24 protein-coding genes and 1 pseudogene are annotated in these 24,849 nt (G+C 67.7%); 20 read left to right on the forward strand and 5 right to left on the reverse strand.

All coding sequences use genetic code 11. The annotated features are described in order from the left end of the window. The first annotated feature begins 22 nt into the window (after nucleotides 1-22). The 6 genes from OWC43_RS13340 to OWC43_RS13365 all read left to right on the forward strand — a co-directional run bounded on the left by OWC43_RS13340 (nucleotide 23) and on the right by OWC43_RS13365 (nucleotide 4,004). The gene (locus OWC43_RS13340; protein ID WP_238308274.1) at nucleotides 23-868 is read left to right on the forward strand and encodes a metallophosphoesterase; all 846 of its coding nucleotides are present in this window, start codon (nucleotides 23-25) and stop codon (nucleotides 866-868) included. 80 nt (nucleotides 869-948) lie between these two features. After that, complete coding sequence (locus tag OWC43_RS13345) at nucleotides 949-1,170, forward strand: hypothetical protein (protein ID WP_393957002.1); 222 nt, start codon at nucleotides 949-951, stop codon at nucleotides 1,168-1,170. A 253-nt stretch (nucleotides 1,171-1,423) separates the two neighbouring features. Further along, entirely contained in the window at nucleotides 1,424-2,614 is a 1,191-nt protein-coding gene (locus OWC43_RS13350) for an alpha/beta hydrolase (RefSeq protein ID WP_393957003.1), read from the forward strand. A 36-nt stretch (nucleotides 2,615-2,650) separates the two neighbouring features. Beyond that, nucleotides 2,651-3,262, forward strand: a complete 612-nt coding sequence (locus OWC43_RS13355) for a glutathione S-transferase (RefSeq protein WP_137829225.1) — start codon at nucleotides 2,651-2,653, stop codon at nucleotides 3,260-3,262. A 137-nt stretch (nucleotides 3,263-3,399) separates the two neighbouring features. Further along, on the forward strand, nucleotides 3,400-3,609 hold the full coding sequence (locus tag OWC43_RS13360; protein ID WP_393957004.1) for a hypothetical protein: 210 nt from the start codon (nucleotides 3,400-3,402) through the stop codon (nucleotides 3,607-3,609). Between the two features lie 155 nt (nucleotides 3,610-3,764). Beyond that, complete coding sequence (locus OWC43_RS13365; RefSeq protein ID WP_393957005.1) at nucleotides 3,765-4,004, forward strand: hypothetical protein; 240 nt, start codon at nucleotides 3,765-3,767, stop codon at nucleotides 4,002-4,004. Between the two features lie 87 nt (nucleotides 4,005-4,091). Here OWC43_RS13365 and OWC43_RS13370 read toward each other — a convergent pair whose 3' ends face one another. Both OWC43_RS13370 and OWC43_RS13375 read right to left on the reverse strand, forming a co-directional pair. Beyond that, complete coding sequence (locus tag OWC43_RS13370; RefSeq protein WP_137829228.1) at nucleotides 4,092-4,346, reverse strand: DUF6894 family protein; 255 nt, start codon at nucleotides 4,344-4,346, stop codon at nucleotides 4,092-4,094. A gap of 220 nt (nucleotides 4,347-4,566) precedes the next feature. Continuing rightward, nucleotides 4,567-5,745, reverse strand: a complete 1,179-nt coding sequence (locus OWC43_RS13375; protein WP_137829229.1) for an amidinotransferase — start codon at nucleotides 5,743-5,745, stop codon at nucleotides 4,567-4,569. A 221-nt stretch (nucleotides 5,746-5,966) separates the two neighbouring features. On the opposite strand from OWC43_RS13375, the gene OWC43_RS13380 reads away from it, so the two are divergent. From OWC43_RS13380 to OWC43_RS13405, 6 genes are all read left to right on the forward strand, one after another. Further along, nucleotides 5,967-7,121 (forward strand): HpnL family protein, encoded by a 1,155-nt coding sequence (locus OWC43_RS13380; protein ID WP_137829230.1) that lies wholly within the window; start codon nucleotides 5,967-5,969, stop codon nucleotides 7,119-7,121. Then, nucleotides 7,112-7,726: a phospholipid-binding protein MlaC gene (locus OWC43_RS13385; protein WP_137829231.1), complete on the forward strand. Its 615-nt coding sequence runs from the start codon at nucleotides 7,112-7,114 to the stop codon at nucleotides 7,724-7,726. Before OWC43_RS13380 ends, OWC43_RS13385 begins: the two co-directional genes overlap by 10 nt. Nucleotides 7,727-7,811: 85 nt before the next feature. After that, on the forward strand, nucleotides 7,812-9,008 hold the full coding sequence (hpnI, locus tag OWC43_RS13390) for a bacteriohopanetetrol glucosamine biosynthesis glycosyltransferase HpnI (RefSeq protein ID WP_393957006.1): 1,197 nt from the start codon (nucleotides 7,812-7,814) through the stop codon (nucleotides 9,006-9,008). A gap of 60 nt (nucleotides 9,009-9,068) precedes the next feature. After that, on the forward strand, nucleotides 9,069-10,493 hold the full coding sequence (hpnJ, locus tag OWC43_RS13395) for a hopanoid biosynthesis associated radical SAM protein HpnJ (protein WP_137829233.1): 1,425 nt from the start codon (nucleotides 9,069-9,071) through the stop codon (nucleotides 10,491-10,493). A gap of 127 nt (nucleotides 10,494-10,620) precedes the next feature. Further along, on the forward strand, nucleotides 10,621-11,463 hold the full coding sequence (gene hpnK / locus OWC43_RS13400) for a hopanoid biosynthesis-associated protein HpnK (RefSeq protein ID WP_393957007.1): 843 nt from the start codon (nucleotides 10,621-10,623) through the stop codon (nucleotides 11,461-11,463). 208 nt (nucleotides 11,464-11,671) lie between these two features. Then, a complete protein-coding gene (locus OWC43_RS13405) occupies nucleotides 11,672-12,553 on the forward strand; it encodes a YfdX family protein (protein WP_393957008.1) in 882 nt (293 codons plus the stop codon). A gap of 96 nt (nucleotides 12,554-12,649) precedes the next feature. Here the strand turns inward: OWC43_RS13405 and OWC43_RS13410 are convergent, their stop codons facing one another. Continuing rightward, entirely contained in the window at nucleotides 12,650-15,298 is a 2,649-nt protein-coding gene (locus OWC43_RS13410; protein WP_137829236.1) for an MMPL family transporter, read from the reverse strand. 579 nt (nucleotides 15,299-15,877) lie between these two features. On the opposite strand from OWC43_RS13410, the gene hpnH reads away from it, so the two are divergent. Then, a complete protein-coding gene (hpnH, locus tag OWC43_RS13415; RefSeq protein WP_137829237.1) occupies nucleotides 15,878-17,044 on the forward strand; it encodes an adenosyl-hopene transferase HpnH in 1,167 nt (388 codons plus the stop codon). On the opposite strand, the gene OWC43_RS13420 is transcribed toward hpnH, so the two are convergent. Together OWC43_RS13420 and OWC43_RS13425 are read right to left on the reverse strand one after the other, a co-directional pair. Further along, the gene (locus tag OWC43_RS13420) at nucleotides 16,994-17,698 is read right to left on the reverse strand and encodes a phosphorylase (RefSeq protein ID WP_393957009.1); all 705 of its coding nucleotides are present in this window, start codon (nucleotides 17,696-17,698) and stop codon (nucleotides 16,994-16,996) included. The genes hpnH and OWC43_RS13420 overlap by 51 nt on opposite strands. Before the next feature lie 5 nt (nucleotides 17,699-17,703). Next, the gene (locus OWC43_RS13425; RefSeq protein WP_393958628.1) at nucleotides 17,704-17,883 is read right to left on the reverse strand and encodes a hypothetical protein; all 180 of its coding nucleotides are present in this window, start codon (nucleotides 17,881-17,883) and stop codon (nucleotides 17,704-17,706) included. On the opposite strand from OWC43_RS13425, the pseudogene OWC43_RS13430 reads away from it, so the two are divergent. The 7 genes and pseudogenes from OWC43_RS13430 to OWC43_RS13460 form a co-directional block, all read left to right on the forward strand. After that, nucleotides 17,828-19,066: pseudogene (locus tag OWC43_RS13430) on the forward strand (MFS transporter); the annotation flags it as partial. The gene OWC43_RS13425 and the pseudogene OWC43_RS13430 sit on opposite strands and share 56 nt — an antisense overlap. Before the next feature lie 109 nt (nucleotides 19,067-19,175). Next, complete coding sequence (gene cyoA / locus OWC43_RS13435; RefSeq protein WP_393957010.1) at nucleotides 19,176-20,309, forward strand: ubiquinol oxidase subunit II; 1,134 nt, start codon at nucleotides 19,176-19,178, stop codon at nucleotides 20,307-20,309. A 38-nt stretch (nucleotides 20,310-20,347) separates the two neighbouring features. Then, on the forward strand, nucleotides 20,348-22,357 hold the full coding sequence (cyoB, locus tag OWC43_RS13440) for a cytochrome o ubiquinol oxidase subunit I (RefSeq protein WP_393957011.1): 2,010 nt from the start codon (nucleotides 20,348-20,350) through the stop codon (nucleotides 22,355-22,357). 77 nt (nucleotides 22,358-22,434) lie between these two features. After that, on the forward strand, nucleotides 22,435-23,010 hold the full coding sequence (cyoC, locus tag OWC43_RS13445; protein ID WP_238308031.1) for a cytochrome o ubiquinol oxidase subunit III: 576 nt from the start codon (nucleotides 22,435-22,437) through the stop codon (nucleotides 23,008-23,010). Beyond that, nucleotides 23,007-23,414 (forward strand): cytochrome o ubiquinol oxidase subunit IV, encoded by a 408-nt coding sequence (cyoD, locus tag OWC43_RS13450; protein ID WP_137828613.1) that lies wholly within the window; start codon nucleotides 23,007-23,009, stop codon nucleotides 23,412-23,414. The genes cyoC and cyoD overlap by 4 nt, the downstream gene beginning before the upstream one ends. 10 nt (nucleotides 23,415-23,424) lie before the next feature. Further along, a complete protein-coding gene (locus tag OWC43_RS13455; protein WP_393957012.1) occupies nucleotides 23,425-24,147 on the forward strand; it encodes an SURF1 family protein in 723 nt (240 codons plus the stop codon). A 337-nt stretch (nucleotides 24,148-24,484) separates the two neighbouring features. Next, the gene (locus OWC43_RS13460; protein WP_246681669.1) at nucleotides 24,485-24,817 is read left to right on the forward strand and encodes a hypothetical protein; all 333 of its coding nucleotides are present in this window, start codon (nucleotides 24,485-24,487) and stop codon (nucleotides 24,815-24,817) included. Nucleotides 24,818-24,849 lie beyond the last annotated feature (32 nt).

The raw sequence follows: 24,849 nt of genomic DNA on the forward strand, positions 1-24,849 counted from the left end.
CATCCTCGACGGACTTTTCGCGTTGCGCCTCTTCCCCCTCTCCGACCTGCATCTCGAACGCCGCCGGCCCGAGGCGATCCCGCGCCCAGAAGGGTCCTTCGACATACTGGTCTGCGCCGGGGACCTGCACGAGGGCCATCCCGAAAAGGGGGTGGATGTTCTCCTGTCGCTGGCCGACGGGCGGCCCATCGTGCTGGTGCCGGGCAATCACGAGCATTACGCGCCGACGGGCGACGGGCGCACGGCACCGGAACTGCTCGCGGCGCTCGAACGGGCGGTCGCCCGGCGCAACGGGGAGGGCGCGCGCATCCACCTGCTCCAAGGCGGACAGGCGGTCGTGATCGACGGCGTGCGCTTCGTCGGCACTACGCTCTGGAGCGACTGGTCCCTTGCCGGCCGCTGGCTCACCGCCGACACGCCCGACCGACCCGCCGACCCGGTCGCCTACGCGGCGGCGCGGATGACCGATCCGGTCACCGGCTCGCGGGAATATCGCGGCTCGATCCGCCGGGCCGACCGGTCGGCATGGTCGCCCGAGGACGCCATGGCGGCGCATGCGAGCGAGAAGGCCGCCTTCCTCGCGGCGCTCGCACAGCCCCATGCGGGTCCGACCGTGGCGGTGACGCATCATCCCCCGAGCCCGCTCGCCGCCGACGCCTTTCGCGATGCGCCCGGCGTGCCGTGGTGGGTGCCGGCCTTCTACGCCACCACCGTGCTCGACGATCTCACGGACGCGGAGCGGCCCGACCTCTGGTTCTCGGGCCATTTCCACGCCGGGCACGACATGCGGATCGGGCGCACACGCTGGATCGCCAATCCGGTCGAGGGAACAACATTTCGGAACGACCTCTTCGCCGAGGTCGGCTGAAACCCGGATGCGCCTCCGCGCGTAGAACTGTCCGACCCGCCGAAGACGGGTTTCAACGACAAGAACCCGGAGGTCGTCCCGTGAGCGTCTTCATCGCCGTCGTCCTCGTCTGCGCCAATTCCGTGCCGCAGGAGGCCTGCACCGACGACCGGGCGAGCGAGGTGCGCAAGGTGCGGGTGGCGAACGAACTCGGCTGCACCAGTGGCTGGCAGGAGATCATCGCCCGCACGGATCTGCGCGACGAGGTCGGCAAGACGAGCTACCTCAAGACGGAATGCCGGCGGGTGAAGGACGCGCCGTAGCGGTTGCGGGGCGCGCGTCGCCTCCTCCCACCCGCTCCCCTCATCCTGAGGCACCTGCGTGAGCGGGCCTCGAAGGAGGGGTCCCGTGTCCCTCGCGCGATCCCTTGAGCCCAGCTCCCAGACTCCGCGACGCTCCGCACCTCAGGATGAGGAGGCTCGGTAGCGGGTCTATCGGTCGCCTCTCTCTCAGAATCTGCTATTCAGGCGGTCACGGCCCCGCGGGGCCGATCCGATCGTGCCGTTCGAGAGAGAGATGCGCCCGAAACCCGGTCCCGGCCTTGCCGCCATGCCCATCGTTCTGGGCATGCTGGCCGCTCTTGCCGCCGCGGAGCCGGTGCGCGCCGCCACACCGCCGGGGCAGCCCGCCGAAGGTCCGGGCGGCGTCGGCGACAAGGCCGCGACCATCGTCAAGCGCGCGGTCGGACGGGCGAGCGCACCGACCTACCTGTTTCACAAGGCCGGGCCGGCCCCCTCGGGCGGACGTCCGGTGGCGGTGTTCCTTCATGCCTGGGGCGCGCCCAATCCGCAGGCCTACGGCGCCTGGATCGACCACCTCGTCCGCAACGATTGGCTGGTGCTGTTCCCCCGCTTCCAGGAAGTGAATCGCACTAAGCCCTCCGACGCTCCGGCCATCGCCGCGCGCCTGATCAAATCGGCGCTCGCCGAGCTCGCGGCCGATGCCGACGCCAAGCCCGATACCGGCCGCACCGCCCTGATCGGGCACTTGGCCGGCGCACCGCTCGCGGTCCACATCGCCGCGGACGCCGCCGGCACCGGCCTGCCCGCGCCGAAACTGGTCTTTGCGGTGATGCCGGGCGGTATCGCCCAGGACGCCAAGTCCCGCGGCATCCCGCTCGGCGAGCTCGGGACGATCGATGCCGGGACGCTCCTCGTCACCATGATCGGCGACAAGGATGCCCGCGCCGCCGACGCCGCTGCGCGCAAGATCCTGCGCGACGCGAGTTCGGTGCCACCGGAGCGCAAGCTGTTCGTCCGCGCCCTCTCCGACGATCACGGCTTCCCGGCGCTCACCGCCACGCTGACCTCTCCGGCGGGGCTCGACGCAGCCTACGATTCCGGGCCGATCAAGCTGCCGCCCGACCCGCCCGGCGAGAAGCCGCCGCCGTTCCGCTGGTCGGCCGACATGGCGCTCTCGGGCGAGCAGACGCAGTTGGTCGCCCAGATCAACAATGCCCGCACCGACAGCCTCGATTTCCTCGCCTATTGGCGCAGCTTCGACATGGCGGCGGCCGCGGCCTTCACCGGCAAGGACGCGGCGAGCCTCAAGGCCAACCCGGCCTTCAGCGACATGCAGCGCTGGAGCGATGGCTGGCCGGTGAAGCGCCTCGGCGTCGAAGTGCCGAAAGCGCACAGCCCGGCGAGCCCCGCCGCGGCCGGAAGCAATCCCGTCAACGCCGCCGGCAATGCCGCCGCGCGGCGCTGATACATCCCCCGTTCGCAAACGAGTTCCCGGTCGCCGATGAAGCTGTTCCACTCGCACGCCTCGCCCTTCGTCCGGAAGGTGATGGTCGTCGCCCATGAACTCGGGCTGGCCGAGCGCATCGCACTGCTGCCGAGCAAGGTGCATCCGGTCGAGCGCGACCGCACGGTGCTGGCGCAGCACCCGCTCGCCCAGGTGCCGACTCTGATCGACGCCGATGGTCAGGCGCTGGCCGACAGCCGGGTGATCTGCGAATATCTCGATGCGCTGGCCGGCGGCGGGATGTTTCCCCGGGAGGGTGCCGCGCGCTGGCGCGCCCTCAACGAGCAGTCGGCGGCCGACGGCATCCTCGATGCGGCCCTGCTGATCCGCTACGAGTTGACCGCCCGTCCGGAGGCCGAGCGCTCCGCCGCCTGGATCAAGGGACAGACCGCCAAGATCGAGACCACCCTGGCGTGGTTCGAGGAGCGGGCCGGAGATCTCGGCGAGCGCATCGATATCGGGACGGTCGCGCTCGCCTGCGCCCTCGGCTATCTCGACCTCCGCTTCTCCGACATCGCGTGGCGCGACGACGCGCCGGAATTGGCCGTCTGGTTCGCCCGGATCGGCGAGCGTCCCTCGATGGTGGCGACCCGCCCGCCGGCAGGCTGACCCAGCCCTCGACCATCCTGAGCCGCATCGGCCCAAAAACCGGAACTCACCTTTCGGGCCGATGCGCGTCAGGGCGGCAACGGCGAATCTGGTCCGCCCCTTGCTAAGCTTTGCCGGCTCCCGTCGGAGGCTTCGCCATGCCCGATTTCGTCGCCGCCCTCCTCGCTTCCGCCCTGTTCTGCCTCGCGCTGCTCGCCCTCAACGCCCTGACCCGCTTGGCCCTGCAAGCGCATCTGGCGCCCGACAGCCTCGCGGAGGGCGGGTTTCTGCAATATGGCGGCGCCCTGATGGTGGCCGGCGCCACCTATCGTCGGGCGATCCGGCACCGGCCTGTCACGGGCGAATAATGTGATCAGCGCCGAGGCCCCGGTGGCGTCTCGCGCTCCGGGCGGTGGCAGCCCAGGTCCCGCCGCGTGAAATGAATGAAACCTTACATTTCGACGGCACGGGATACGGCCTCGGACGTTGGCTTATGACATTCACGAACCGGTGAGGTTCAGAAATGTCTCCTTCCACCATTCCCTACAAAATCTCGGCCGCCTGCGGGGGCGAACCCCGCACGGCGACCCGTTGCAATCCGGCGAGCGCCATGTGCCTCGCCGACGACTGGGCGGAGGACGGATGCTCGGACATCCGCATCGAGGACCAGCACGGCGTCCCGCATTCCCCCGATTCGTTCCGCGCCAACCTGCCCCTGCGCAAGCGGGTCGAGCGGCTTCGGCTCGGGATCTGGATTCCCTGACGCAGTTCGCATGCGTCCCGCCATCCTGCGCCGAGGGTCGGCACCGCCGTCCCATGCGACGAAGGTGGGCGGCCGAACGCTCGATCCTTACCCCTTGAACGATCCGCCGACCGAGGCAGCATCCGTCACGACGAAATCGAGCCTGAACAGGATCAGCCCGCGCTCGTCCGTGACCTCCATGCGCCATTCCTCGCCGAGCGAGACGACATCCGCGTCGTTGTCGAGATATTGCCCAGAGATGCGAATCGCCTTGCGACGGGCTTCGCTCGTGTCGGCGAGCACCATCCCGTCCTTGTCGATGATCGAGTGGCCGTCATGGATGTGGAAGTAGTATCGCGGCATCGCGCGCCTCGCTTCCTTGCGTCGGGCGGGAGCGCACGGGCTCTCAATCACAGGCGTGCCGGGCCGAAGTCCTGCGATTGTGCACTATCGCACAGAATATGACGGCTGACCGCCGTCACCTTTGATGGTTCGCTTCGGCCATCAGGGGACCCGCACGAAAAAAGCGTGCCCCGTCTCCAGGGCACGCTTCGAGATTTGCGCGGAAAGTCGCGTCCGGTGATCAGAAGTACGACTTCAGGACACCGCGGCGGCGCACGTCGAGCGTGGCGCAGTGGAACGAGCCGCCGAACGGGCCGTAGCTGAGGAACGGCGCCGGGATCGGGTCGAAGCCCCAATCCTTGAGAGCCTTGATCAGGGTCGGCTGGCTCTGGTCGACGACGATCTTCTTCTCGTCGATGGCGAGCACGTTGATCGAGGTCCAGGGCGAGCACATCGAGATCTTGCTCATGAAGCCCGTCACTGGGTCGGGGCGTGGCGCAATCAGCACGTCCCACTTCTTGAGCACCGCCGGAAGCTTCTCGACATCGATATAGTCGGGATTGACCAGCACCTTGCCCGGCGCCAGCGGCATGAACGACGAATCGATGTGCATCGGCTGCGGGCAGCGGCTCTCGATCTCGTGAATGCGGAAGCCGGGGCCGAGATGGCGGCGCAGCCACTCGATGCCCATCAGGTTGGTCACGTTGGAGCGGGTCACGAACAGGTCGCGGCCGCAGCGCACGAAATCGGCCGCGTCGAAGACCGGCTCGAACTCGTTGACCGTGAACTGCATCGGCTCGCCGGCCTTCAGGTTCGGCACCCGGTAGTCGTAGTTGTAGAGATCGTCGGTCAGCTGCGGCCGCGGAGCCGAGGTCCAGCGGGCGCCGGCGCGGAAATATTCCTTGAACAGCGAGCGGTAGGCGTCGCCCTCGAAGTAGCGCGAGCGCCAGCACATCGGGCTCTCGATGATCTCGTCGCCGATGACGAGGTAGGGGTCGCGCGGACAGGCGACGCAGAAGCCGCGGGAGGTCCAGCGCGGCGCCTTGAACTTCTTGGAGAAATCGACCGTGTCGGGGCGGCGGACCTTCACGCCCTCGCCCGCCAGGATCGAGATGAAGTTGTCCAGCTCCTGCTGGGCCAGCTTCTTCATGAACTTCGGGTATTTCCAGCCGGAGGCGAAGCGGTAGAACGGCTGGGCCGCCCGCGGCAGGTTGAAGATCACGGTCAAGTGGTGGGTCGGGATCGTGGCGCCGTCGAGCGAGCCGACGATGACCTCTTCCAGCGGGTCCCACTCGTTCCAGGCCATCACCGGGCTGCGCGGGGCGGGGGCGCCGCCGCCCGTTCCCTGGCCGTCAAAGCCCCGCGTCGACGGGTCGTCGATCAGGGCGGATTCCGCCGTGATCTGCGGCTCGCGATCCATTCTCGGCTCCATAGAAGCGGCGTCCGGCGACAATCGTCGCTCACGTCCACCGCGGGCGCCGCTTTGCTCCCCGGTGTGTCAATCGGGTGATAGACAGGGCAGGGTAAAGCTGCAACCTGCCGAGACACTTCCTGCTGCCGCCACGCTTTCAAAGTCCGGACGCGGTGGGATTTCGACAACACAAGCCCCTCGACGAAGATCGCGAAGGTCGAAAGAGGCTGATGAAGCGTCTCACCACATTGGCGTCGATCGTAGGACTGGTCACGGCGCTGGCGCTGTTCCTGTCCTCCGGCGTGACGGACGTCGCCGGCGCCCTCGTCGGCGCGGGCTGGGGCGCGCTCGCCGTCGTGGTCGCCCGCTTCGTCGCGGTCGCCTGGGCGGGCTTCGGCTGGCACGTCGTCTTCCCCCGCGGCGCCGGCCCGACCCTGCGCGACTGCATCTCGCTGCGCTTCGTGCGCGAGGGCATCAATACCCTGCTCCCCGTGGCGCAGGTCGGCGGCGACCTGATCGGCGCGCGCCTGCTGACGCGGCGCGGCACGCCCGGCGGCATGGCCGGCGCCAGCATGTTCGTCGACCTGATGACGCAGGCGCTGACCCAGCTCCTGTTCACGGTGGCGGGCCTCGCGCTCCTCGTCCACTTCACCGGTGACGGCCCGGTGGTGCGCACGGTGGCGGGCGGCGTCATCATCGCGATCCCGGCGCTCGCCGCCTTCTACGTGATCCAGCGCAGGAGCGGCCATCGCCTGATCGAGGCGGCGCTCTCGCGCTTCGCCGCCGCCCGCGAGTGGCGGGCGCTCGGCGCCATCGACGTGCTCTACGACAACCTGCGCCGCCTCTACGGCAACCGGGCGCGGGTGAGTGCCGCCATCCTGATCCATCTCGTCGGCTGGATCATCGGGACGCTCGAGGTCTGGATCGCGCTCAACGCCATGGGTCACCCGGTGACCTTCGTCGAGGCGTTGGTGATCGAGAGCCTCGCCCAGGCCGTTCGCGGTGCCGCCTTCGTGGTGCCCGGCGCCATCGGCGCGCAGGAGGGCGGCCTGATCGCGCTCTGCGCCCTGTTCGGCATCCCGGCGGAGGCCGCGCTCGCGCTTTCCCTGGTCAAGCGCGTCGCCGACCTCGCCGTCGGCCTGCCCAGCCTCGCCCTGTGGCATGGGATGGAGCGCGGCACGCCCGCCGCCACGGACACCGTCGCCGCCGGTCTCGGCGCGATCCGGGCCCGACTTGGCCGGCGGACGGACCAATCCGTGCCGGCCGCCGCACCGATTTCGGCTCCCCTTGCTGCGCCGCTGGCGACCGCCTACGGCTTCCCCGGTGGCCGCGCGGCCGCCCTCGCCCCCGACAACGAGCCTGGAGCGTTCCAGAAGTGCGCCTGAACCGCCGCACCCTCCTCGCCGCCGCCGCGGTGCTCGCCCTCGCCGGATCTCCGCGCGACGTGCGGGCCGCCGAGGATCCGGCCGTGGCGCCGATCACCAAGCTCTACGCCAAGTTCGAGGATGCGCTGAAGAACGGCGCGGGCGACCTGAAGACCCGGCTCGCCGCCGTCGGCGACACCCTGGCGGCCACCTTCGATACGCCCGCCATGGTGGCCACCGCCGTCGGCCCGAAATGGAAGACCTTCAAGCCGGAGCAGCAGGCCGCCCTCACGGAGGCGTTCGGCCAGTACTTCGTCACGCTCTACGCCAATCGCCTGTCCCAGGCCGCGGGCGGCAAGTTCGAGATCAAGCCACAGAGCGAGGTCAAGGGCCCCAACCGCGTGGTCTCGACCCGCGTCTCCAACAAGGACGGCGACGATTCGGACGTCGACTACGTCGTCAACGCGGAGAACCGCGTGCAGGACGTGCTGCTCAACGGCAATGTCAGCGAAGTCGCCTCCCTGCGGGCGGGCTTCGCCGAGCCGCTCAAGACCGGCGGGGCCGACGGCCTGCTGAAGTTCATGCGCGAGCGCACGGACGGCATGCTGGCCAAGGGCTCCAAATAGGCACCCGCCGAGAATCGGGCCTCGCGGCTCACGACACAACTCCGCTCCGGCGGCCCATAACGAACGACAAGAGCGACGGCGCGCCATGGACCTGACCGAGATGACGGCCTGGATCTCGTCGCTCTTCCTCGTGCCGGCGCTCGCCGGCTGCCTCTATGCCGTGCTGGCCGCCATCCTCGCCGGCCGCTTCGCCGCCCGCACGCCGCCCCGGCTCGCGCCCGACGCGCCCCGCCCCGGCGTGAGCATCCTCAAGCCGCTCTGCGGCATCGAGCCGGACCTGTACGAGAACCTCGAGACCTTCTGCCGCCAGACCTATGCCGGGCCGATCCAGGTGGTGTTCGGCGTCCAGAACGCGGCCGATCCGGCCATCGCCGTGGTCGAGCGCTTGGCGGCCGCCTATCCGGGCTTGCGCCTCGACCTCGTGATCGATGCGAGCCAGCACGGCTCGAACCGCAAGGTCTCCAACCTCATCAACATGTCGGGCCTCATCGCCCACGAGACGGTGGTGCTCGCCGACAGCGACATGTCGGTGCGGCCCGACTACCTGGAGCGGATCGTCGCCGAGCTGTCCCGCCCGGGCGTGACCGGCGTGACCTGCCTCTATCACGGCGAGCCGGCAGAGCGGGGCCTGTGCGCCCAGCTCTCGGCTTTGGCCATCGACGTGCAGTTCATGCCCAACGTCCTGGTCGGCACCAGCCTCGGCCTCGCCAAGCCCTGCTTCGGCTCCACCATCGCGATGACCCGCGAATCGCTGGAGCGGATCGGCGGTTTCCGCGCCTTCAAGGACGATCTCGCCGACGATTACATGATCGGCGAGGCCCTGCGCCGGGATGGCGGGATCGTCGCGATCCCGGCCTTCACCATCGGGCATGCCTGCGTGGATACCGAGCTGTCCGGCCTATGGCGGCACGAGCTGCGGTGGAACCGCACCATCCGCAACGTCGATCCGGCGGGCTATGCCGGCTCCTTCGTCACCCATGCCTTTCCGCTGGCGCTCATCGCCGCCCTGTTGCCGGGCGCCGGAACGGCGGCGCTCGCGGTGGCCGCGCTCGCGCTCGCCTGTCGCATCCTGCTCTGCCTGCGCATCGAGCGGGCCTTCGGCCTGGCGCCCCACGCCTACTGGCTGTTGCCGATTCGCGACATGCTGACCTTCATCAACTTCACCTGGAGCTTCGTCTCGGGTGCGGTGACATGGAAAGGTCACGATTACCGTGTGGTTGCGGACGGTACGTTGATCCCGGAGCACGGCCTCGGCCACGAGACCGGCGCGACCTCGGTCTGAGCTTCGCTCCATTCGCCCCTTTACTGATTCAACCGCCCGAGCCTTGAGGCCTTGAACCCCATGCGCACGCTCTTCCTGCAGGCCCCCACCTTCGACGGCTTCGATGGCGGCGCGGGCTCCCGTTACCAGGCCAAGCGCGAGATCAAGTCGTTCTGGTACCCGACCTGGCTGGCCCAGCCGGCCGCCCTGGTGCCGAATTCGAAGCTGATCGACGCCCCGCCCCACAACATCAAGCTCGACGAAGTCGTGGCGCAGGCCAAGGATTTCGACCTCGTGGTGCTCCACACCTCGGTTCCGTCCTTCAAGTCGGACGTGAAGTGCATCGAGGCCCTGAAGGCCGCCAACCCGAAGCTCATCGCCGGCCTGATCGGCGCCAAGGTCGCGGTCGACGCCGCCGGCTCGATGGCGCAGGCGCCGGTGGTCGATTTCGTCGCCCGCAACGAGTTCGACTTCACCGTGAAGGAAGTCGCCGAAGGCGTGCCGATGGCCCAGATTAAGGGCCTGTCCTATCGTGATGCCAACGGTGTCGTGGTCCACAACGAGGACCGCGAGATCATGACGGACATGGACCAGCTGCCCTTCGTCACGAGCGTCTACAAGCGCGACCTCGAGATGGAGAAGTACTTCATCGGGTACCTCAAGCACCCGTACATCTCCTTCTATTCCGGTCGTGGCTGCAAGAGCCGCTGCACCTTCTGCCTCTGGCCGCAGACGGTCGGCGGCCATACCTACCGCACTCGCTCGGTCGCCCACGTGATCGAGGAGATCAAGTACTGCCTGAAGGAATTCCCGCAGACGAAGGAATTCTTCTTCGACGACGACACCTTCACGGACAACCTTCCGCGCGCCGAAGAGATCGCGCGCGAGCTCGGCAAGCTCGGCGTGACTTGGTCGTGCAACGCCAAGGCCAACGTGCCGCGCGAGACCCTGAAGGTCCTCAAGGAGAATGGTCTGCGCCTGCTTCTCGTCGGTTACGAGTCCGGCAACCAGAAGATCCTGAACAACATCAAGAAGGGCATGCGCGTCGAGGTGGCCGAGAAGTTCACCAAGGATTGCCACGACCTCGGCATCGCCATCCACGGCACCTTCATCGTCGGCCTGCCGGGCGAGACCAAGGAGACGATCCAGGAGACGATCGCCTTCGCCAAGCGCATCAACCCGCACACCATTCAGGTGTCGCTGGCCGCTCCCTATCCGGGCACCTTCCTGTACAAGCAGGCGGTCGAGAACGGCTGGCTCGACGTCGAGAACGCCGAGCTCGTCGACGAGAACGGCGTGCAGATCGCGCCGCTCCACTACCCGCACCTGTCGCACTCGGAGATCTTCTCGGCGGTCGAGGAGTTCTACAAGAAGTTCTACTTCCGCGCCCCGAAGATCGCCTCCATCGTCAGCGAGATGGTGCGCTCGCCCGACATGATGAAGCGCCGCCTGCGCGAGGGCGTCGAGTTCTGGCACTTCCTGCGCGACCGTAAGGCCGCCGCGTAACGCTTGCAGCGCGGCATTCGCGCGACGAAGACGGCCGGGCGCGAGCCCGGCCTTCTTCGTTTTCAGGGCTCCGCCCTGGACCCGCGAGAGGGCTTGCCCGCTCGACACCCATGACGGGGGATGGCGCTTGAAACGATTGGTCGTGACCGCCGACGATTTCGGCCTGAGCCGCGAGGTCAACGAGGCCGTCGAGCAGACCCATCGCGACGGAATCCTCACCGCCGCGAGCCTGATGGTCTCCGCGCCCGCCGCCGCCGACGCCGTCGAGCGGGCGCGCCGGATGCCGTCCCTGCGGGTCGGACTGCATCTCGTGCTCGTCGAGGCGTGGCCGACCCTGCCCGCAGCGGATTTGCCCGACCTCACCGATGCGAACGGCCTGATGCGCGCCGATATGGGTCGCCTCGGCTTCGATCTCGCCGCCAAGCCCGCCGCCCGCCGCCAGCTCGCCGCCGAGATCGCCGCGCAGTTCGAGGCCTATCGGGCGACGGGCCTGCCCCTCGACCACGTCAACGCGCACAAGCACTTCCACGTGCATCCGCTCATCGCGGGCGCGGTGCTGGCCATCGGCGCCCGCTACGGCATGAGGGCGCTGCGCGTGCCCCGCGAGCCCCGTGACCTGCTGCGTCGCGCCGAACCCGGCACCCGGCCGCGCCCCGCCCTCGATATCGCCCCCTGGTCGGCGCTGCTCGCCGTGCGCGCCCGCCAGGCCGGCCTCCTCATCCCCGACCGGACGCTCGGCCTGGCTTGGTCCGGGGCGATGACGCCGGAGCGCGTCGCGGGCCTCCTGTGTCATCTGCCGGAGGGATTGACCGAACTCTACACCCATCCCGCCACCGCGGGCGGCTTCCCCGGCGAAGCCCCGGGCTACGCCTACGCCGCCGAGCGCGACGCGCTGGTTGCCGTGGCGACACGGGATGCGCTGGCACGCTCCGGCGCGTCGAGCGGCGGCTTCTCCGACTTCTCGGCCTGAACCGGGCCCAGGACGGACGACATCATGGTATCGGGGCGATGACTGGTCGAAGTCGCGCCTCATCAATCCTGTCCGGTCGCTATCCGGATCATGTCCGAAATGTAACGCAACACAGTCCTTCCTGAACTGTTCTTTCGTCAGAGCCGAGGCCGACGATCACGCAGTGGGACCGCCGAAGCCGGACAGGCTCTCATCAGGAGATCCGGTCATGACACGTCATTCCCTCCTCGCCGGCATTCTCGTCGCCACGACGGCCCTCGGCGGCGCGGCCTACGCCGCCGAGCACGCCGCCCCGCCCATGACGGCGCAAGCGCCCCTCACCGAATCTCCGGCTCAGAAGTCGGTCGACCGGGATGTCATCAAGCTCTCCGCCGATGGCGCGGCGGCCTACCGCGATATGGGCAGCGCACGCCTGGCCCTGTTCGAGGTCGAGCCGAGCCGGGCGAAGACGTTCATCGAACGGGCGCAGTCCGCCCTGGCCAAGGCCAAATCCGACGACGCCGTCTTCACCAGAGCCGAGGCCGCCCTGCACCAGCCCGCGAACGCCAAGGCGCGGACTGAGACGCGGGACACGACATCGGACAGCGCCGAGAAGGCCGTCGCGTGGCTGCCCGTCGACAGCCAGCTGACCCTCGGCGAGGATTTCGTGCCCACGCCGGAGAAGAACGCCGCCATCGCCGATGCCGATCACAGCCTCCGGAGCGGCGACCGGAAGGCCGCCACCGAGACCCTGCGGCTCGCGGGCATCAACGTGAACACCACCGTCGCGGTCCTGCCGCTCGCGAAAACGACGGAGGATGTGCAGCGCGCGGCCGGTCTGATCGATCAGGGCAAGTACTACGAGGCCAACGCCGTCCTGAAACAGGCCGAGGACCGGATGCGCTTCGATGTGGCCGATCTCGCGATGGTGCCGGACACGGCCGCGGCGACGGCGCAGATGGCGACACCGTCGAAGCCCGAGGCGGGCCGCGTCGCTCCGACCAAGGACACCCAATCCCACCCGGCGGCGGCGATGGACGGGATGAAGTCCAATCCGGGCACAGCCGCTGCGCCGCAGCCCGTTCCGGCGCCGGCCAAGTCGGCCTCCTGATCTCTCACATCGCTCGGGTCGGCCGACACGACCCACGGCCCTGAACATCGCCCCGAGGCCGGCTGTCCGGCTTCGGGGCGACGCTGTTCGAGCGGCCTACTTCACCGCCGCGGCTTCGCGCGCCACGTGACCCGTCGCGGGCGCCGCATGGTCGCCTTCCGGGCGATTGGCATCGGGGCGCTTCGGCGGCGGCCCGAGGAAGGCCGGCACCACGAAGAACGCCGCGATCAGGGTGAAGAACAGCGACAGCGCGAGCAACTCGCCCATGCTCGCCGTACCCGGATGGCTCGACAGCATCAGGGAGCCGAAGGCCGTGCCCGTGGTGAGCGCGGAGAAGAAGATCGCCCGCGTCAGGCTGGAGGCCAGCATGTCGACCACGCCCGCCCGCCACGCGATCACGTAGTAGATGTGGAAGGCCACGCCCACCGCGAGCATCAGCGGCAGCGCGATGATGTTGGCGAAGTTGAGGGGCATGCCAATGATCTTGAGCGCCATCAAGGTCCACAGGGTCGCCAGCACCAGCGGCCCGAGGGTCATCGCCACGTCCCAGGGTTTGCGGAGCGCGACCGAGAGGATGATGAAGATCAGGACAAGGGCGGTGATGCCCGCCTGCACGAAGGCGCCGAGGATCGTGTAGCTCGATTCGGTCGTGGCGATGGGCGCACCGGTGGCATGCGGGTCCACCGTCTGCACCTCCTTGGCGAAGCGGCGCAGCACCTCGTCGTTGTTCGAATCGCCCTTCGGATGCACCTCGATGCGGGCGCGTCCGTCGGCGGTCACCCATTCGGCCTTGAGCTGCTTGGGCAGGTTGTCGAGGGTGATCTTCTTCGGGTCGAGCAGGCCGCCGAGGCGGCTGATCAGCGTCTTGAGATCGGTGGTCAGCGCCACGCTCGCCGCCTCCCGCTTCTCGGCCGGAGCCGAAGCGAGGGTTTCCAGGGTGCCCGAGAGCTTGTCCGCCGCCTTGTTGCCCGGCTCGTTGCCGCCGGCGACGGTCTTCAGGGCCGCGGCGGTCTCGCGGATCGCCTTCACGTTGTCGGCGTCCGTCGGCGGCGGCGGCTTGCGTCCCGGATTGAGCGCGGGCGCCAGGAGCTGTGCCGTCTCCTGAATGGTGGCGAGCTTCTGGTCCTGATCGCGGGGCACGAAGGTGTCGATGGAGTGGACCCTGGCCACCGTGTCGAGCTTCAGCAGCCGGTCGGTCAGGGCCGGCACGGCGGCAACGTCCGGGGCCAGCACGTCGATGGTGTTCGGGCTCGTCGCCGGATCCTTGATCAGATCGAGATAGGTCGCGATCGACTCCACCTTCGGGCTGCGCAGGTGCATCGGGTTGGAATCGAAGGGCAGCTTCAGCAGGAGCGGGATGCCCGCGAGCGTCAGCAGCCCGACGCCGATCAGCACCCATTTGCGGTGCTCGATGATCCAGTGATCGACGCCGGCCATCCACGTCGTCTCGACCGCGCGCTTCTCGCCGCGCGGGTTGAACACCGCGATCAGCGCCGGCAGCAGCGTCAGCGAGAACAGGTAGGCGACGATCATGCCGACGCCCGCGATCAGGCCGAGCTCGGACACGCCGCGGAACTGGGTGGGCAGGAAGGCGAAGAAGCCGGCGAGCAGCGACACCGCCGCGAGCGTCAGCGACCAGCCGACCCCGCGGGAAGCGGCGCGGATCGCGCTCTCGACCTCGCCGGTCTCGTAGCGATCGGCCCGGTAGCGCACGGCGAACTGGATGCCGAAATCGATGCCCAGCCCGACGAACAGGGCGGCGAAGGCCACCGAGATCGGATTCAGCTCGCCGACCATCGCTAGGCCGAGCGCGGCGGTGACGACGAGGCCGGCGAAGGTCGTGATCAGCACGGCGACCACCAGGGGGGCCGAGTGCAGGGCCAGCCCCAGGAACAGCACGATCGCGGCGGTCGTCAGCGAATAGTTGAGGAACGCGTCGTCGGCCAGCGTCGCGAACTCGTCGTCGGCCACCGCCACCGGGCCGGTCAGGCGAATGCGCAGGCCGTGGGCCGAATCGATGTTCTGCTCGGCGGCGATCCGACGGATCAGCTGGGTCGCCTCGCGGCCCGGCTCCAGGGCGTTGTAGTCGAGAACCGGCTGGATCATCACGAACTTACGGGTGTCCGTGACCTCAGTCTTGCCGCCGGCCAGCAGCGTCTGCCACGACATCCGGGCGCGCTCGCCATTCAGGACCTTGCGCAGGGTGTCGTCGATCTGGGTCATCGGCTCCGCCAGATCCTCGATCTTGGCGTCGCCGCTCTTCACGCCCTTCACGCCGAGGCTCAGCACCCGCATCACGCCGCGCAGGGAGGGGTCGGCGGCGAGCGGCCCGAGCAGGCCCTGCTGCTGGACGAGGCGCTCGGTGGTCTGCTCCAGTTCCTGCTGCGACATCAGCAGCAGGCCGTTGCGGTCGAAGAACGGGCCGCCATCGGGGCGATAGACCGTCTCGATCTCCGAGCGGTGGGTCTTGAGGGCGTCGGCGAAGCGCGCGGCCGCCTCCTCGGCGATCTCGGGCGTCTGCCCGTCGATCACCGCAGCGACGAGGTTCGTGCGCTGCGGGAACGCCTTCTCGAAGGCGATCTCGTCCTTGCGCCAGGAGACGCTCGGATCGATCAGCCGCTCGACATCGGTGTTGATGCGGAACAGGTGGGCCGCGGCCGCCACGCCCACGATCGTGAGGATTGCCGCCGTGATCAGGACCAGCCAGCGACGCCTGACGGAAAACGCGACGAGACCTTCGATCACGTAGAACCCTGCCTGCCCTGACGATCCGGGCCGCGCCCCTCCCGTAACGGTGCGGGAAGCGTCCTGCGTTCCCGGCAGGCGGCGTTTCCGGATCGAGTTCGGTTCGCGAGCTCCGTACGAGCCCTCGGAATGGAATGACCGGGCGGACCCGGTGGACACGAACGGGATCCGATGGCGTGCCGCCGGACATCCGTGCCTTTGGGGCGCTTCGTACCGGCCCTGGTCCCGGAATGCAACGCGAGCGCAGAATCACGCCACGATGCGAGCCCGGCGCCCCATGCGGTGCGATACCGCACCGCACCCCAAGTCGAGGATGAAACAAGACCTCGAAACGGCCAAGCAGCCCAACATCCGCCGCAGAGCCGCGAAAACAGCAGGTCTTCCTCGTTCCGCAGACTGCACGCGGGCGTCCTCCCCCTCACGCATGGGAGGATGGAGAAACCGGCTTGCCACAGTCAGGTTTTTTACGTTCCGCGTGGCGCCAAATCCGAACGGTTCCAGCCTAGATCACTGGAATTCCAGTTCTTCTTTCGCTAAGCAACCCGGCAAAGTCTGGGGCCAGAACAAAGGAGCCGCGCCTTGGGAATCCCCATCCGGTATGTCGCGAAAATCGGCGGCTACATCCTCAAGCAGCACCTCACCGGGCGGAAGCGCTACCCGCTCGTCATGATGATGGAGCCGCTGTTCCGCTGCAATCTCGCCTGTGCCGGTTGCGGAAAGATCGACTATCCCGACGAGATCCTCAACAAGCGCCTGCCCGTCGAAGACGCGCTCGAATCCGTGCGCGAATGCGGCGCGCCCGTGGTGGTGATCGCGGGCGGCGAGCCGCTTCTCCACAAGGATCTGCCGCAGATCGTCCAGGGCATCATCGCGCAGAAGAAGTTCGCGATCGTTTGCACCAACGCGCTGCTGCTTGAGAAGAAGATCAAGGACTACAAGCCGTCGCCCTACTTCACGTGGTCGATCCATCTCGACGGCGACAAGGAGATGCACGACCAGTCGGTCTGCCAGCGCGGCGTCTATGACAAGGCCGTGGCGGCGATCAAGAAGGCCAAGGAGATGGGCTTCCGGGTCACCATCAACTGCACCTTCTTCAACAACTCCTCCGCCGACAAGATCGCCGATTTCTTCGACTCGGTGACCCGCATGGGCATCGACGGCATCACCGTCTCGCCGGGCTACGCCTACGAGCGCGCGCCGGACCAGAAGCACTTCCTCAACCGCAAGGCGACGAAGGACCTGTTCCGCGGCGTGTTCCGCCACGGCAAGGAGAAGGGCCGCGAGAAGTGGACCTTCCAGCAATCGGGCCTGTTCCTCGACTTCCTGGCCGGGAACCAGAGCTACCATTGCACGCCCTGGGGCAACCCGACCCGCACCGTGTTCGGCTGGCAGAAGCCCTGCTACCTGCTGGGCGAGGGCTACGCGGCGACCTTCAAGGAGTTGATGGAAGAGACCGATTGGGACGCCTACGGCACCGGCAACTACGAGAAGTGCGCCGATTGCATGGTCCATTCGGGCTACGAGGCGTCCTCGGTGGTCGATTCCGTCCGCAAGCCCTGGAAGCCGCTGGTGCACGCGATCCGCGGCATCAAGACGGAAGGCGACATGGCGCCGGAAATCTCCCTCGAGAACCAGCGCCCGGCGGAATTCGTCTTCTCCCGCAACGTCGCCCAGAAGCTGTCCGAGATCAAAGCGTCAGGCGTCGACACCAAGCGCGAGACCCAGAAGCGCGCGAGCGCGGCCTAAGGACCGGAACGCCTCGCCCGAATCCCGGGCGAGGCGGACCAAGGCGCCGATCCCGGCCTCGCGCCGCAAAAGGGCGCCGAGCACCGCCCCGATATCCGGATCGCCGTTCGGCTTGAGGGCCTTGGCCGCGAAGGCCGGCAGGGCCCGTTCCGCCGGATCGCACACCACACGGAGCGCCGCGAAGGGCAGTTCGTGGGCCGCCGCGTAGGCCGCCGCCACCTGGCTTTCCATATCGACCGCCGCCGCCCCGGTGCGGGCCCTCAGCGCGGCCTTGGCCTCCGGCGTCATCACCGCCGCCTCGACACCGGCGAGATCGGCCACGACCACCCGTGATCCGAGGCCGGACAACCGTGCCCGAAAGCCGGCGATGATGGGCTCGGAGGCGGGCAACCGCCGGGGCCCCGCCCCGGATTCCGTCCATATGCCGGCCGCCACGACGACATCGCCCGGCACCAGAGCCGGGTCGAGGCCGCCCGCGATACCGAAACTGACGATGGCCCGCACGCCGTCGACGGAACGTCCGTCGAGGAGCGCCCGCAGCCGGTCCGGCCGGCCGCCGGCCTGAAGCGCCTCGACGCCCGGTCCGTCGGCGATGCGGGCCTCGCGCGCGAGGCCCGCCACCGCGAGCACGACAGCCTCGGCTCGGGGCGACACGGCGATTACCGCGTGACGGTGTAGATGGAGGCGGCGGATCCGACGGGGGATGCGATGGTGGAGACGACGCTGAGCACCTTGGCCACCTCGGAGAACGGCGCGCTCGACACGTAGAGCAGGTCGCGGTTGCTCGGCGTGGTGATCGGGCGCGCTTCCGAATACTTCGACTTCTTCGTGTTCGGCATCGCCTCGGTGCTGGTGTTCCCGAAGGTGTTCTTCCCCTTCGCCGACCCGCTCACCGGCACGCTCTATTCGTTCGCCATCTTCTCGCTGGCCTTCATCACCCGGCCGATCGGCTCGATCCTATTCATGAGGATCCACGCCCGCTACGGCCGCGGCGTGAAGCTCACCAGCGCCCTGTTCCTGCTCGGCGGCTCGACCGCGGCGGTCAGCTTCCTGCCGAGCTACAACTCCATTGGCCAAGTATCGATCGAACTCCTGGCCTTCCTGCGCATCCTCCAGGGCCTGGCGCTGGGCGGCGCCTGGGACGGGCTCGCCTCGCTGCTCGCCCTCAATGCCCCGCGCGAGCGGCGCGGCTGGTACGCCATGATCCCGCAGCTCGGCGCGCCGATCGGGTTTATGGTGTCGAGCGCCCTGTTCTCCTTCTTCGTCGTCAACCTGACGACGGACGACTTCCTCGACTGGGGCTGGCGCTTCCCGTTCTTCTGCGCCTTCACCATCAACGTCGTGGCACTGTTCGCGCGCCTGCGCCTGATCGCGACGCCCGAATTCACGCGGCTCCTCGACAAGGGCCATCTCCAGCCCGTCGGCATCGTCGATCTCGCCCGGCACCATGCCCTCGATGTGTGGATCGGCGCCTTCGTGCCGCTGGCGAGCTTCGCCCTGTTCCACCTCGTGACGATCTTCCCGATCGCCTGGAACACCCTGCACAGCGATCGCTCGGCGGGCGACTTCCTGATGGTGCAGTTCTCCGGCGCCATCATCTGCGCCGGCGCGGTCGCTGCCTCGGGGCTGATCGCCGATCAGATCGGACGGCGCAACATCCTCATCATCACCGCCGGCCTCATCGCCGCCTTCGCCTTCGGCTCGATCCTGGCGCCGCTGATCTTCGGCGAGAACGCCATCGGCCAGACCATCTACGTCAATATCGGCTTCATGCTGCTCGGCCTGTCCTATGGTCAGACCGCGGGCGCCGTGACGTCGCGGCTCGGCACCCGCTACCGCTACACCGGCGCGGCCCTGACCTCCGATCTGGCCTGGCTGTTCGGCGCGGGCTTCGCGCCCCTGGTCGTGCTGTATCTCTCCAACGAGTACGGCCTCGCCGTCGTCGGCGTGTACCTGCTGTCGGGCGCGCTCGCGACGCTGCTGGCGCTGTCCCTCGACCGCTCCGAAATGCGGCAGATGTGATGATCCCGTCCCGGCCCTGGCGCCGGGACGAACCGAACGCGGTCGCCGCGGCGCGACCCATGAGATGGAACGAAGACCCGTGGCAGGACCCTCGGTGATACCCTCGGCCATGCAGACTTCCCGCCGCCCCGGACGCGGCGCCCGTCGGCTCCTGCGCGGCCTGCTGCTGCTGCCGCTGCTGCCGCTGCTCGCGGGCTGCAACCTGCAGGTCATGTTCCCCTCGGGCGACGTGGCGATGCAGCAGCGCAATCTCGTCGTGGCCTCGACCGGCCTGATGCTCCTCATCATCCTGCCGGTGATCGCGCTGACCCTGCTGTTCGCGTGGCGCTATCGCGCCTCGAACACGGCGGCCCGCCACGATCCCGATTGGGACCACTCGACCGCGCTCGAGGTGGTGATCTGGACCGCGCCGCTGATGATCATCATCGCGCTGGGCGCTCTCACCTGGATCAGCACCCACACCCTCGATCCGTTCCGGCCGCTCTCGCGTCTGGAGCCCGGCAAGCCGGTCCCGGCCGAGACCAAGCCGCTCGAGGTCCAGGTCGTCGCACTCGATTGGAAATGGCTGTTCTTCTACCCAGAATACGGTGTGGCGGTCGTCAACGAGGCGGCGGCGCCGGTGAACCGGCCGATCACCTTCAGGATCACCGCCTCCTCGGTCATGAACGCGTTCTACATCCCCGCGCTCGCTGGCATGATCTACGCCATGCCCGGCATGGAGACCAAGCTGCACTCGGTGATCAACAAGGAAGGCGAGTATAACGGCCTGTCGTCGCACTATAGCGGCACGGGTTTCTCGCGGATGACCTTCAAGTTCCACGGCCTCGAAAACGATGGCTTCGACAAGTGGATCGCCAAGGTGAAGAGCGAGGGCAAGGACCTGTCGCGCGATGCCTATCTCGAGCTGGAGCGCCCGAGCGAGCAGGTGCCCGTGACCTACTATTCCTCGGTCGCCGACGGCCTATTCGGCTCGATCCTCGGCATGTGCGCCATCCCCGGGAAGATGTGCATGCACGAGATGATGGCCATCGACGCCAAGGGCGGTGCCGGCAAGGACAGCCGCGAGAACGTCGAGCGGCTGCAATACGACAACCGCCACGCCGAGCGCGGCGACGAGGCACCGGGTGCCAACGGCCCCGCCTCGCACCACGCGCCGCGCAGCGACAAGCCGTCCGAATCCAAGGACCACGGTCCTCACGGCAAGGGCGAGAACTCGCCCGCGCCCAACCAGCTCAACAACTGATCCGTCGGCGACGCCAAGTCCCCTAACGAGACGATCCCATGTTCTCTGACACGGACCTCCAGAAGCTTCTCTTCGGGCGCCTGACGCTCGCGGACATCCCGTATCACGAGCCGATCCTGCAGGTGACCTTCGCAGGCGTCGCCGTGGGCGGCCTCGCGGTGCTCGCCGCCATCACCTATTTCCGGTTCTGGGGCCCGCTCTGGCGGGACTGGCTGACCTCGGTCGACCACAAGAAGATCGGCATCATGTACGTGGTGCTGGCCCTCGTCATGCTGCTGCGCGGCTTCGCCGACGCGATGCTGATGCGCGCCCAGCAGTCCGTCGCCTTTGGGGCCAACGAAGGCTTCCTGCCGCCGCATCACTACGATCAGATCTTCACGGCCCACGGCGTGATCATGATCTTCTTCGTGGCGATGCCGTTCGTCACGGGTCTGATGAACTACGTCGTGCCGCTGCAGATCGGCGCCCGCGACGTCGCCTTCCCGTTCCTCAACAACTTCTCCTTCTGGATGACGGTCTCGGGCGCCGTCACCATCATGATCTCGCTGTTCGTCGGTGAGTTCTCCCGCGCCACCTGGCTCGGCTACCCGCCGCTGTCAGGGGCCGACATGAGCCCGGGGGTCGGCGTCGACTACTGGATCTGGGGCCTGCAGATCGCGGGTGTCGGCACGACATTGTCGGGCATCAACCTGATCGCGACCATCGTGAAGATGCGCGCGCCCGGCATGTCGATGATGAAGATGCCGATCTTCACGTGGTCGTCGCTGTGCACCAACGTGCTCATCGTCGCCGCCTTCCCGATCCTCGGCGCCGTCCTCGTGCTGCTGACGCTCGACCGCTACGTCGGCACGCACTTCTTCACCAACGACCTCGGCGGCAACCCGATGATGTACTTCAACCTCATCTGGATCTGGGGCCACCCGGAGGTCTACATCCTCATCCTGCCGGCCTTCGGCGTGTTCTCGGAGATCATCTCGACCTTCTCCGGCAAGCGGCTGTTCGGCTACACGTCGATGGTCTACGCGCTCGTCGTCATCACGATCCTCTCCTACCTCGTGTGGCTGCACCACTTCTTCACGATGGGCTCGGGCGCCAACGTGAACTCGTTCTTCGGCATCACGACGATGATCATCTCGATCCCGACGGGTGCCAAGCTGTTCAACTGGCTGTTCACGATGTACCGCGGCCGGATCCGGTTCGAGGTGCCGATGCTGTGGGCCGTGAGCTTCATGGTCACCTTCACCATCGGCGGCATGACAGGCGTGCTGCTTGCGGTGCCCCCGGCCGACTTCGTGCTCCACAACTCGCTGTTCCTGATCGCCCACTTCCACAACGTGATCATCGGCGGCGTGCTGTTCGGCATGTTCGCGGGCGTGAACTATTGGTGGCCCAAGGCCTTCGGGTTCAAGCTCGATCAGTTCTGGGGCAAGGTCAGCTTCTGGTTCTGGACGATCGGCTTCTACGTCGCCTTCATGCCGCTCTACGTGCTCGGCCTGATGGGCGTTACCCGCCGCTCGCAGCACTTCGACGATACCTCGCTTCAGCCCTGGTTCCTCGTCGCGGCGCTGGGCGTGGGCCTGATCGCGCTCGGCATCGGCGCGATGATCGTGCAGTTCGCCGTCTCGATCAAAAATCGCGAGGCCCTGCGCGATGTGACCGGCGACCCGTGGGGCGGCCGGACGCTGGAATGGTCCACCTCCTCGCCGCCGCCGGACTACAACTTCGCCTACACGCCGGTCGTGCATCAGCTCGATGCGTGGTGGCAGATGAAGGCCCGCAACTTCCGGCGGCCGGTGACGGGCTTCCAGTCGATCCACATGCCGAAGAACACCGCCACCGGCGTGATCCTCGGCGTGATCAGCATCGCCTTCTCGTTCGCGATGATCTGGTACATCTGGTGGCTGGCTGCGCTCACCTTCGCGGCGACGCTGGTGGTCTCGATCGCCCACACCTTCAACTACAACCGTGACTACTACATCCCGGCCGAGACGGTCGTCCGCACCGAAGGGCAGCGGACCGATGCGCTGGCCGTGGCGGGACGGACCTGATCGAGATGGCGACGTACGCAACCGACGCGCTGCACCGGGACCCGGTGGCGGAGGCCGACGAGCTTTCGTTCCAGGACATGGGTCACGAGCATCACCCGGAAGGGAGCACGATGCTCGGCTTCTGGCTCTACCTGATGAGCGATTGCCTCATCTTCACGGTGCTGTTCGCGACCTACGCCGTGCTCGGCCGCAACTACGCGGCCGGGCCCTCGCCCAAGGACCTGTTCGACCTCAGCCTCGTCGCGGTGAACACCGCGATGCTCTTGTTCTCCTCCATCACCTACGGCTTCGCCATGCTGGCGATGGAGCGCGGCGACCAGAGCAAGACGCAATTGTGGCTGGCCGTCACCGGCCTGTTCGGCGCGGCCTTCATCGGCATCGAACTCTACGAGTTCGCCCACCTGATCCACGAAGGTGCCACGCCGCAGCGCAGCGCCTTCCTGTCCTCGTTCTTCACCCTGGTCGGCACCCACGGCCTCCACGTCACCTTCGGCCTGATCTGGCTCGTAGTGCTGATGCTGCAGGTGCAGCAACGCGGGCTGATCGTCGAGAACCAGCGCCGGCTGATGTGCCTGTCGATGTTCTGGCACTTCCTCGACGTGATCTGGATCGGCGTCTTCACCTTCGTCTACCTCATGGGAGTCCTGCAATGAGCGGCGCGAGCGGTCACGCCGCAAACCACGGTCAAGCTCACGGTCACGGTGATCACGGACACGGCGCAGTACACGGCCACGGCTCGTTCAAGGACTACGTGACAGGCTTCGTCCTGTCGGTGATCCTGACCGCGATCCCGTTCTGGCTGGTGATGGGCGGCGTGATCGCCGACAGCCTGATCACCGGAATCGTCATCCTCGGCTTCGCCATCGTGCAGATCATCGTCCACATGATCTACTTCCTGCACATGAACACGAAGTCGGAGGGCGGCTGGACCTTCCTGGCGCTCATCTTCACCGTCACCATCGTCGCGATCACCCTCAGCGGCTCGATCTGGGTGATGCACCACCTCAACACCAACATGATGCCGATCACCGCCGACGACGCGCGCCACGCGCCGTAAGCCGGGACCGATGTCGCGAGGTGTCAATGTCCGGCGGGCCGTCCTGGCGCTCGCCGGGCTCGGCCTCGTCGGCGTCTTCCTAGCGCTCGGCACGTGGCAGATCCAGCGCCGGGCGTGGAAGCTCGACCTGATCGCTCGGGTCGAGGCACGCCTGCACGCGGAGCCCATCGCACCGCCCCCGCCCGCCGAATGGGCGCATCTCGACCCGGATAAGATCGAGTATCGCCGGGTCCGCCTCTCGGGTCGCTTCGCGCACGATCGCTCGGCCCTGGTCCAGGCTCTCACCGAACGCGGCGGCGGCTTCTGGGTCCTGACTCCGCTCGTGCAAGCCGATGGCACCACCGTGCTGATCAATCGTGGCTTCGTTCCCGGCGACCGCAAGGAGCGGGCCGATCGGGCCGTCGGCGAGACGACGGACGAGGTCACCGTGACCGGCCTGTTGCGTCTGCCGGAGCCCGGCGGCGGTTTCCTTCGCCACAACGATCCGGCCAGCGACCGCTGGTACTCGCGCGACGTGGCGGCCATCGCCGCCGCGCGGGGCATCGGTCCGGTCGCGCCCTACTTCGTCGATGCGGACGCCGCCCCCAATCCCGGCGGCCTGCCGATCGGCGGCCTCACGGTGGTCGCTTTCCGCAACGACCACCTCGTCTATGCTCTGACGTGGTACACGCTGGCCCTGATGAGCGCGGCCGCATCAATCTACGCCCTGCGGCGACCGCGCCCGGAGGTCTGACCGCCCTTTTGCTCACGGCGTGTCCCACGCCAAGCGTAATCTGCAAAGAAGTTTTCCAGTCGTGCTGCCTCCGAGCCGGTACACCACCGTGCTTGGCTGTTATTCCTAAATTGCGGTTATCGATTCGCAACGGGCGCCGGGATCGCGCCCTGCGATGAAAAAATGTCCAAGAAATCCCACCGTTCAATCACGGAATGGGAAACCGTCGGACGATCGGGGGTTTGGCTCAGTATCCTCATCGAGCGGAGCAGACATGCACGTGCCGCCTGCCCGAGACAATTCGAGTCCGAAGCCGGCGGATCTTTCGCTTCGTCCGGCGGGCGATCGGTCCAGTCCCGTGCCGGCTCCTCTGGCAGGGCTGATCGTCAGCATGGATCGGACGCTCGCCCGTCTCGCCGACGAAGGGGGTGGGCGCGCCGAGATGCACGCCCTGCGCAATCATCTGTCCGACCTCTGTGTGCTGACCGAGGAAGCACCGCGCATCCTGCGGGCGGTCGATCGGCTGGTCTGCGCGGGTGATCGGCTCGGCGAGGCCGTGCTGGCGACCCGCGGCCGCGATTGGCGCGCGTCCCGGCTCGTCAAGGCCAGGGCGGCCCTGGCGGCCCTGGAGCGGACCTTGTCCGGAGCCCGCCCGAGCCGGATCGCCACCCGCCTCCAGCGGGATTGGTGAGGCGGCCCGTCGCATCCCGATCCGAACGCGGC

This window comes from Methylorubrum sp. POS3 (assembly GCF_043352485.1).
Classification (GTDB): Bacteria; Pseudomonadota; Alphaproteobacteria; order Rhizobiales; family Beijerinckiaceae; genus Methylobacterium; species Methylobacterium suomiense.

Excerpts from the sequence above, each read along its gene's own strand:
- OWC43_RS13350 (WP_393957003.1), top strand. The coding sequence starts at position 1,424 with ATGCGCCCGAAACCCGGTCCCGGCCTTGCCGCCATGCCCATCGTTCTG.
- OWC43_RS13355 (WP_137829225.1), top strand. The coding sequence starts at position 2,651 with ATGAAGCTGTTCCACTCGCACGCCTCGCCCTTCGTCCGGAAGGTGATG.
- OWC43_RS13360 (WP_393957004.1), top strand. The coding sequence starts at position 3,400 with ATGCCCGATTTCGTCGCCGCCCTCCTCGCTTCCGCCCTGTTCTGCCTC.
- OWC43_RS13365 (WP_393957005.1), top strand. The coding sequence starts at position 3,765 with ATGTCTCCTTCCACCATTCCCTACAAAATCTCGGCCGCCTGCGGGGGC.
- OWC43_RS13370 (WP_137829228.1), bottom strand. The coding sequence starts at position 4,346 with ATGCCGCGATACTACTTCCACATCCATGACGGCCACTCGATCATCGAC.
- OWC43_RS13375 (WP_137829229.1), bottom strand. The coding sequence starts at position 5,745 with ATGGATCGCGAGCCGCAGATCACGGCGGAATCCGCCCTGATCGACGAC.
- OWC43_RS13380 (WP_137829230.1), top strand. The coding sequence starts at position 5,967 with ATGAAGCGTCTCACCACATTGGCGTCGATCGTAGGACTGGTCACGGCG.
- hpnI (WP_393957006.1), top strand. The coding sequence starts at position 7,812 with ATGGACCTGACCGAGATGACGGCCTGGATCTCGTCGCTCTTCCTCGTG.
- hpnJ (WP_137829233.1), top strand. The coding sequence starts at position 9,069 with ATGCGCACGCTCTTCCTGCAGGCCCCCACCTTCGACGGCTTCGATGGC.
- OWC43_RS13405 (WP_393957008.1), top strand. The coding sequence starts at position 11,672 with ATGACACGTCATTCCCTCCTCGCCGGCATTCTCGTCGCCACGACGGCC.
- OWC43_RS13425 (WP_393958628.1), bottom strand. The coding sequence starts at position 17,883 with ATGCCGAACACGAAGAAGTCGAAGTATTCGGAAGCGCGCCCGATCACC.
- cyoA (WP_393957010.1), top strand. The coding sequence starts at position 19,176 with ATGCAGACTTCCCGCCGCCCCGGACGCGGCGCCCGTCGGCTCCTGCGC.
- cyoB (WP_393957011.1), top strand. The coding sequence starts at position 20,348 with ATGTTCTCTGACACGGACCTCCAGAAGCTTCTCTTCGGGCGCCTGACG.
- cyoC (WP_238308031.1), top strand. The coding sequence starts at position 22,435 with ATGGGTCACGAGCATCACCCGGAAGGGAGCACGATGCTCGGCTTCTGG.
- cyoD (WP_137828613.1), top strand. The coding sequence starts at position 23,007 with ATGAGCGGCGCGAGCGGTCACGCCGCAAACCACGGTCAAGCTCACGGT.
- OWC43_RS13455 (WP_393957012.1), top strand. The coding sequence starts at position 23,425 with ATGTCGCGAGGTGTCAATGTCCGGCGGGCCGTCCTGGCGCTCGCCGGG.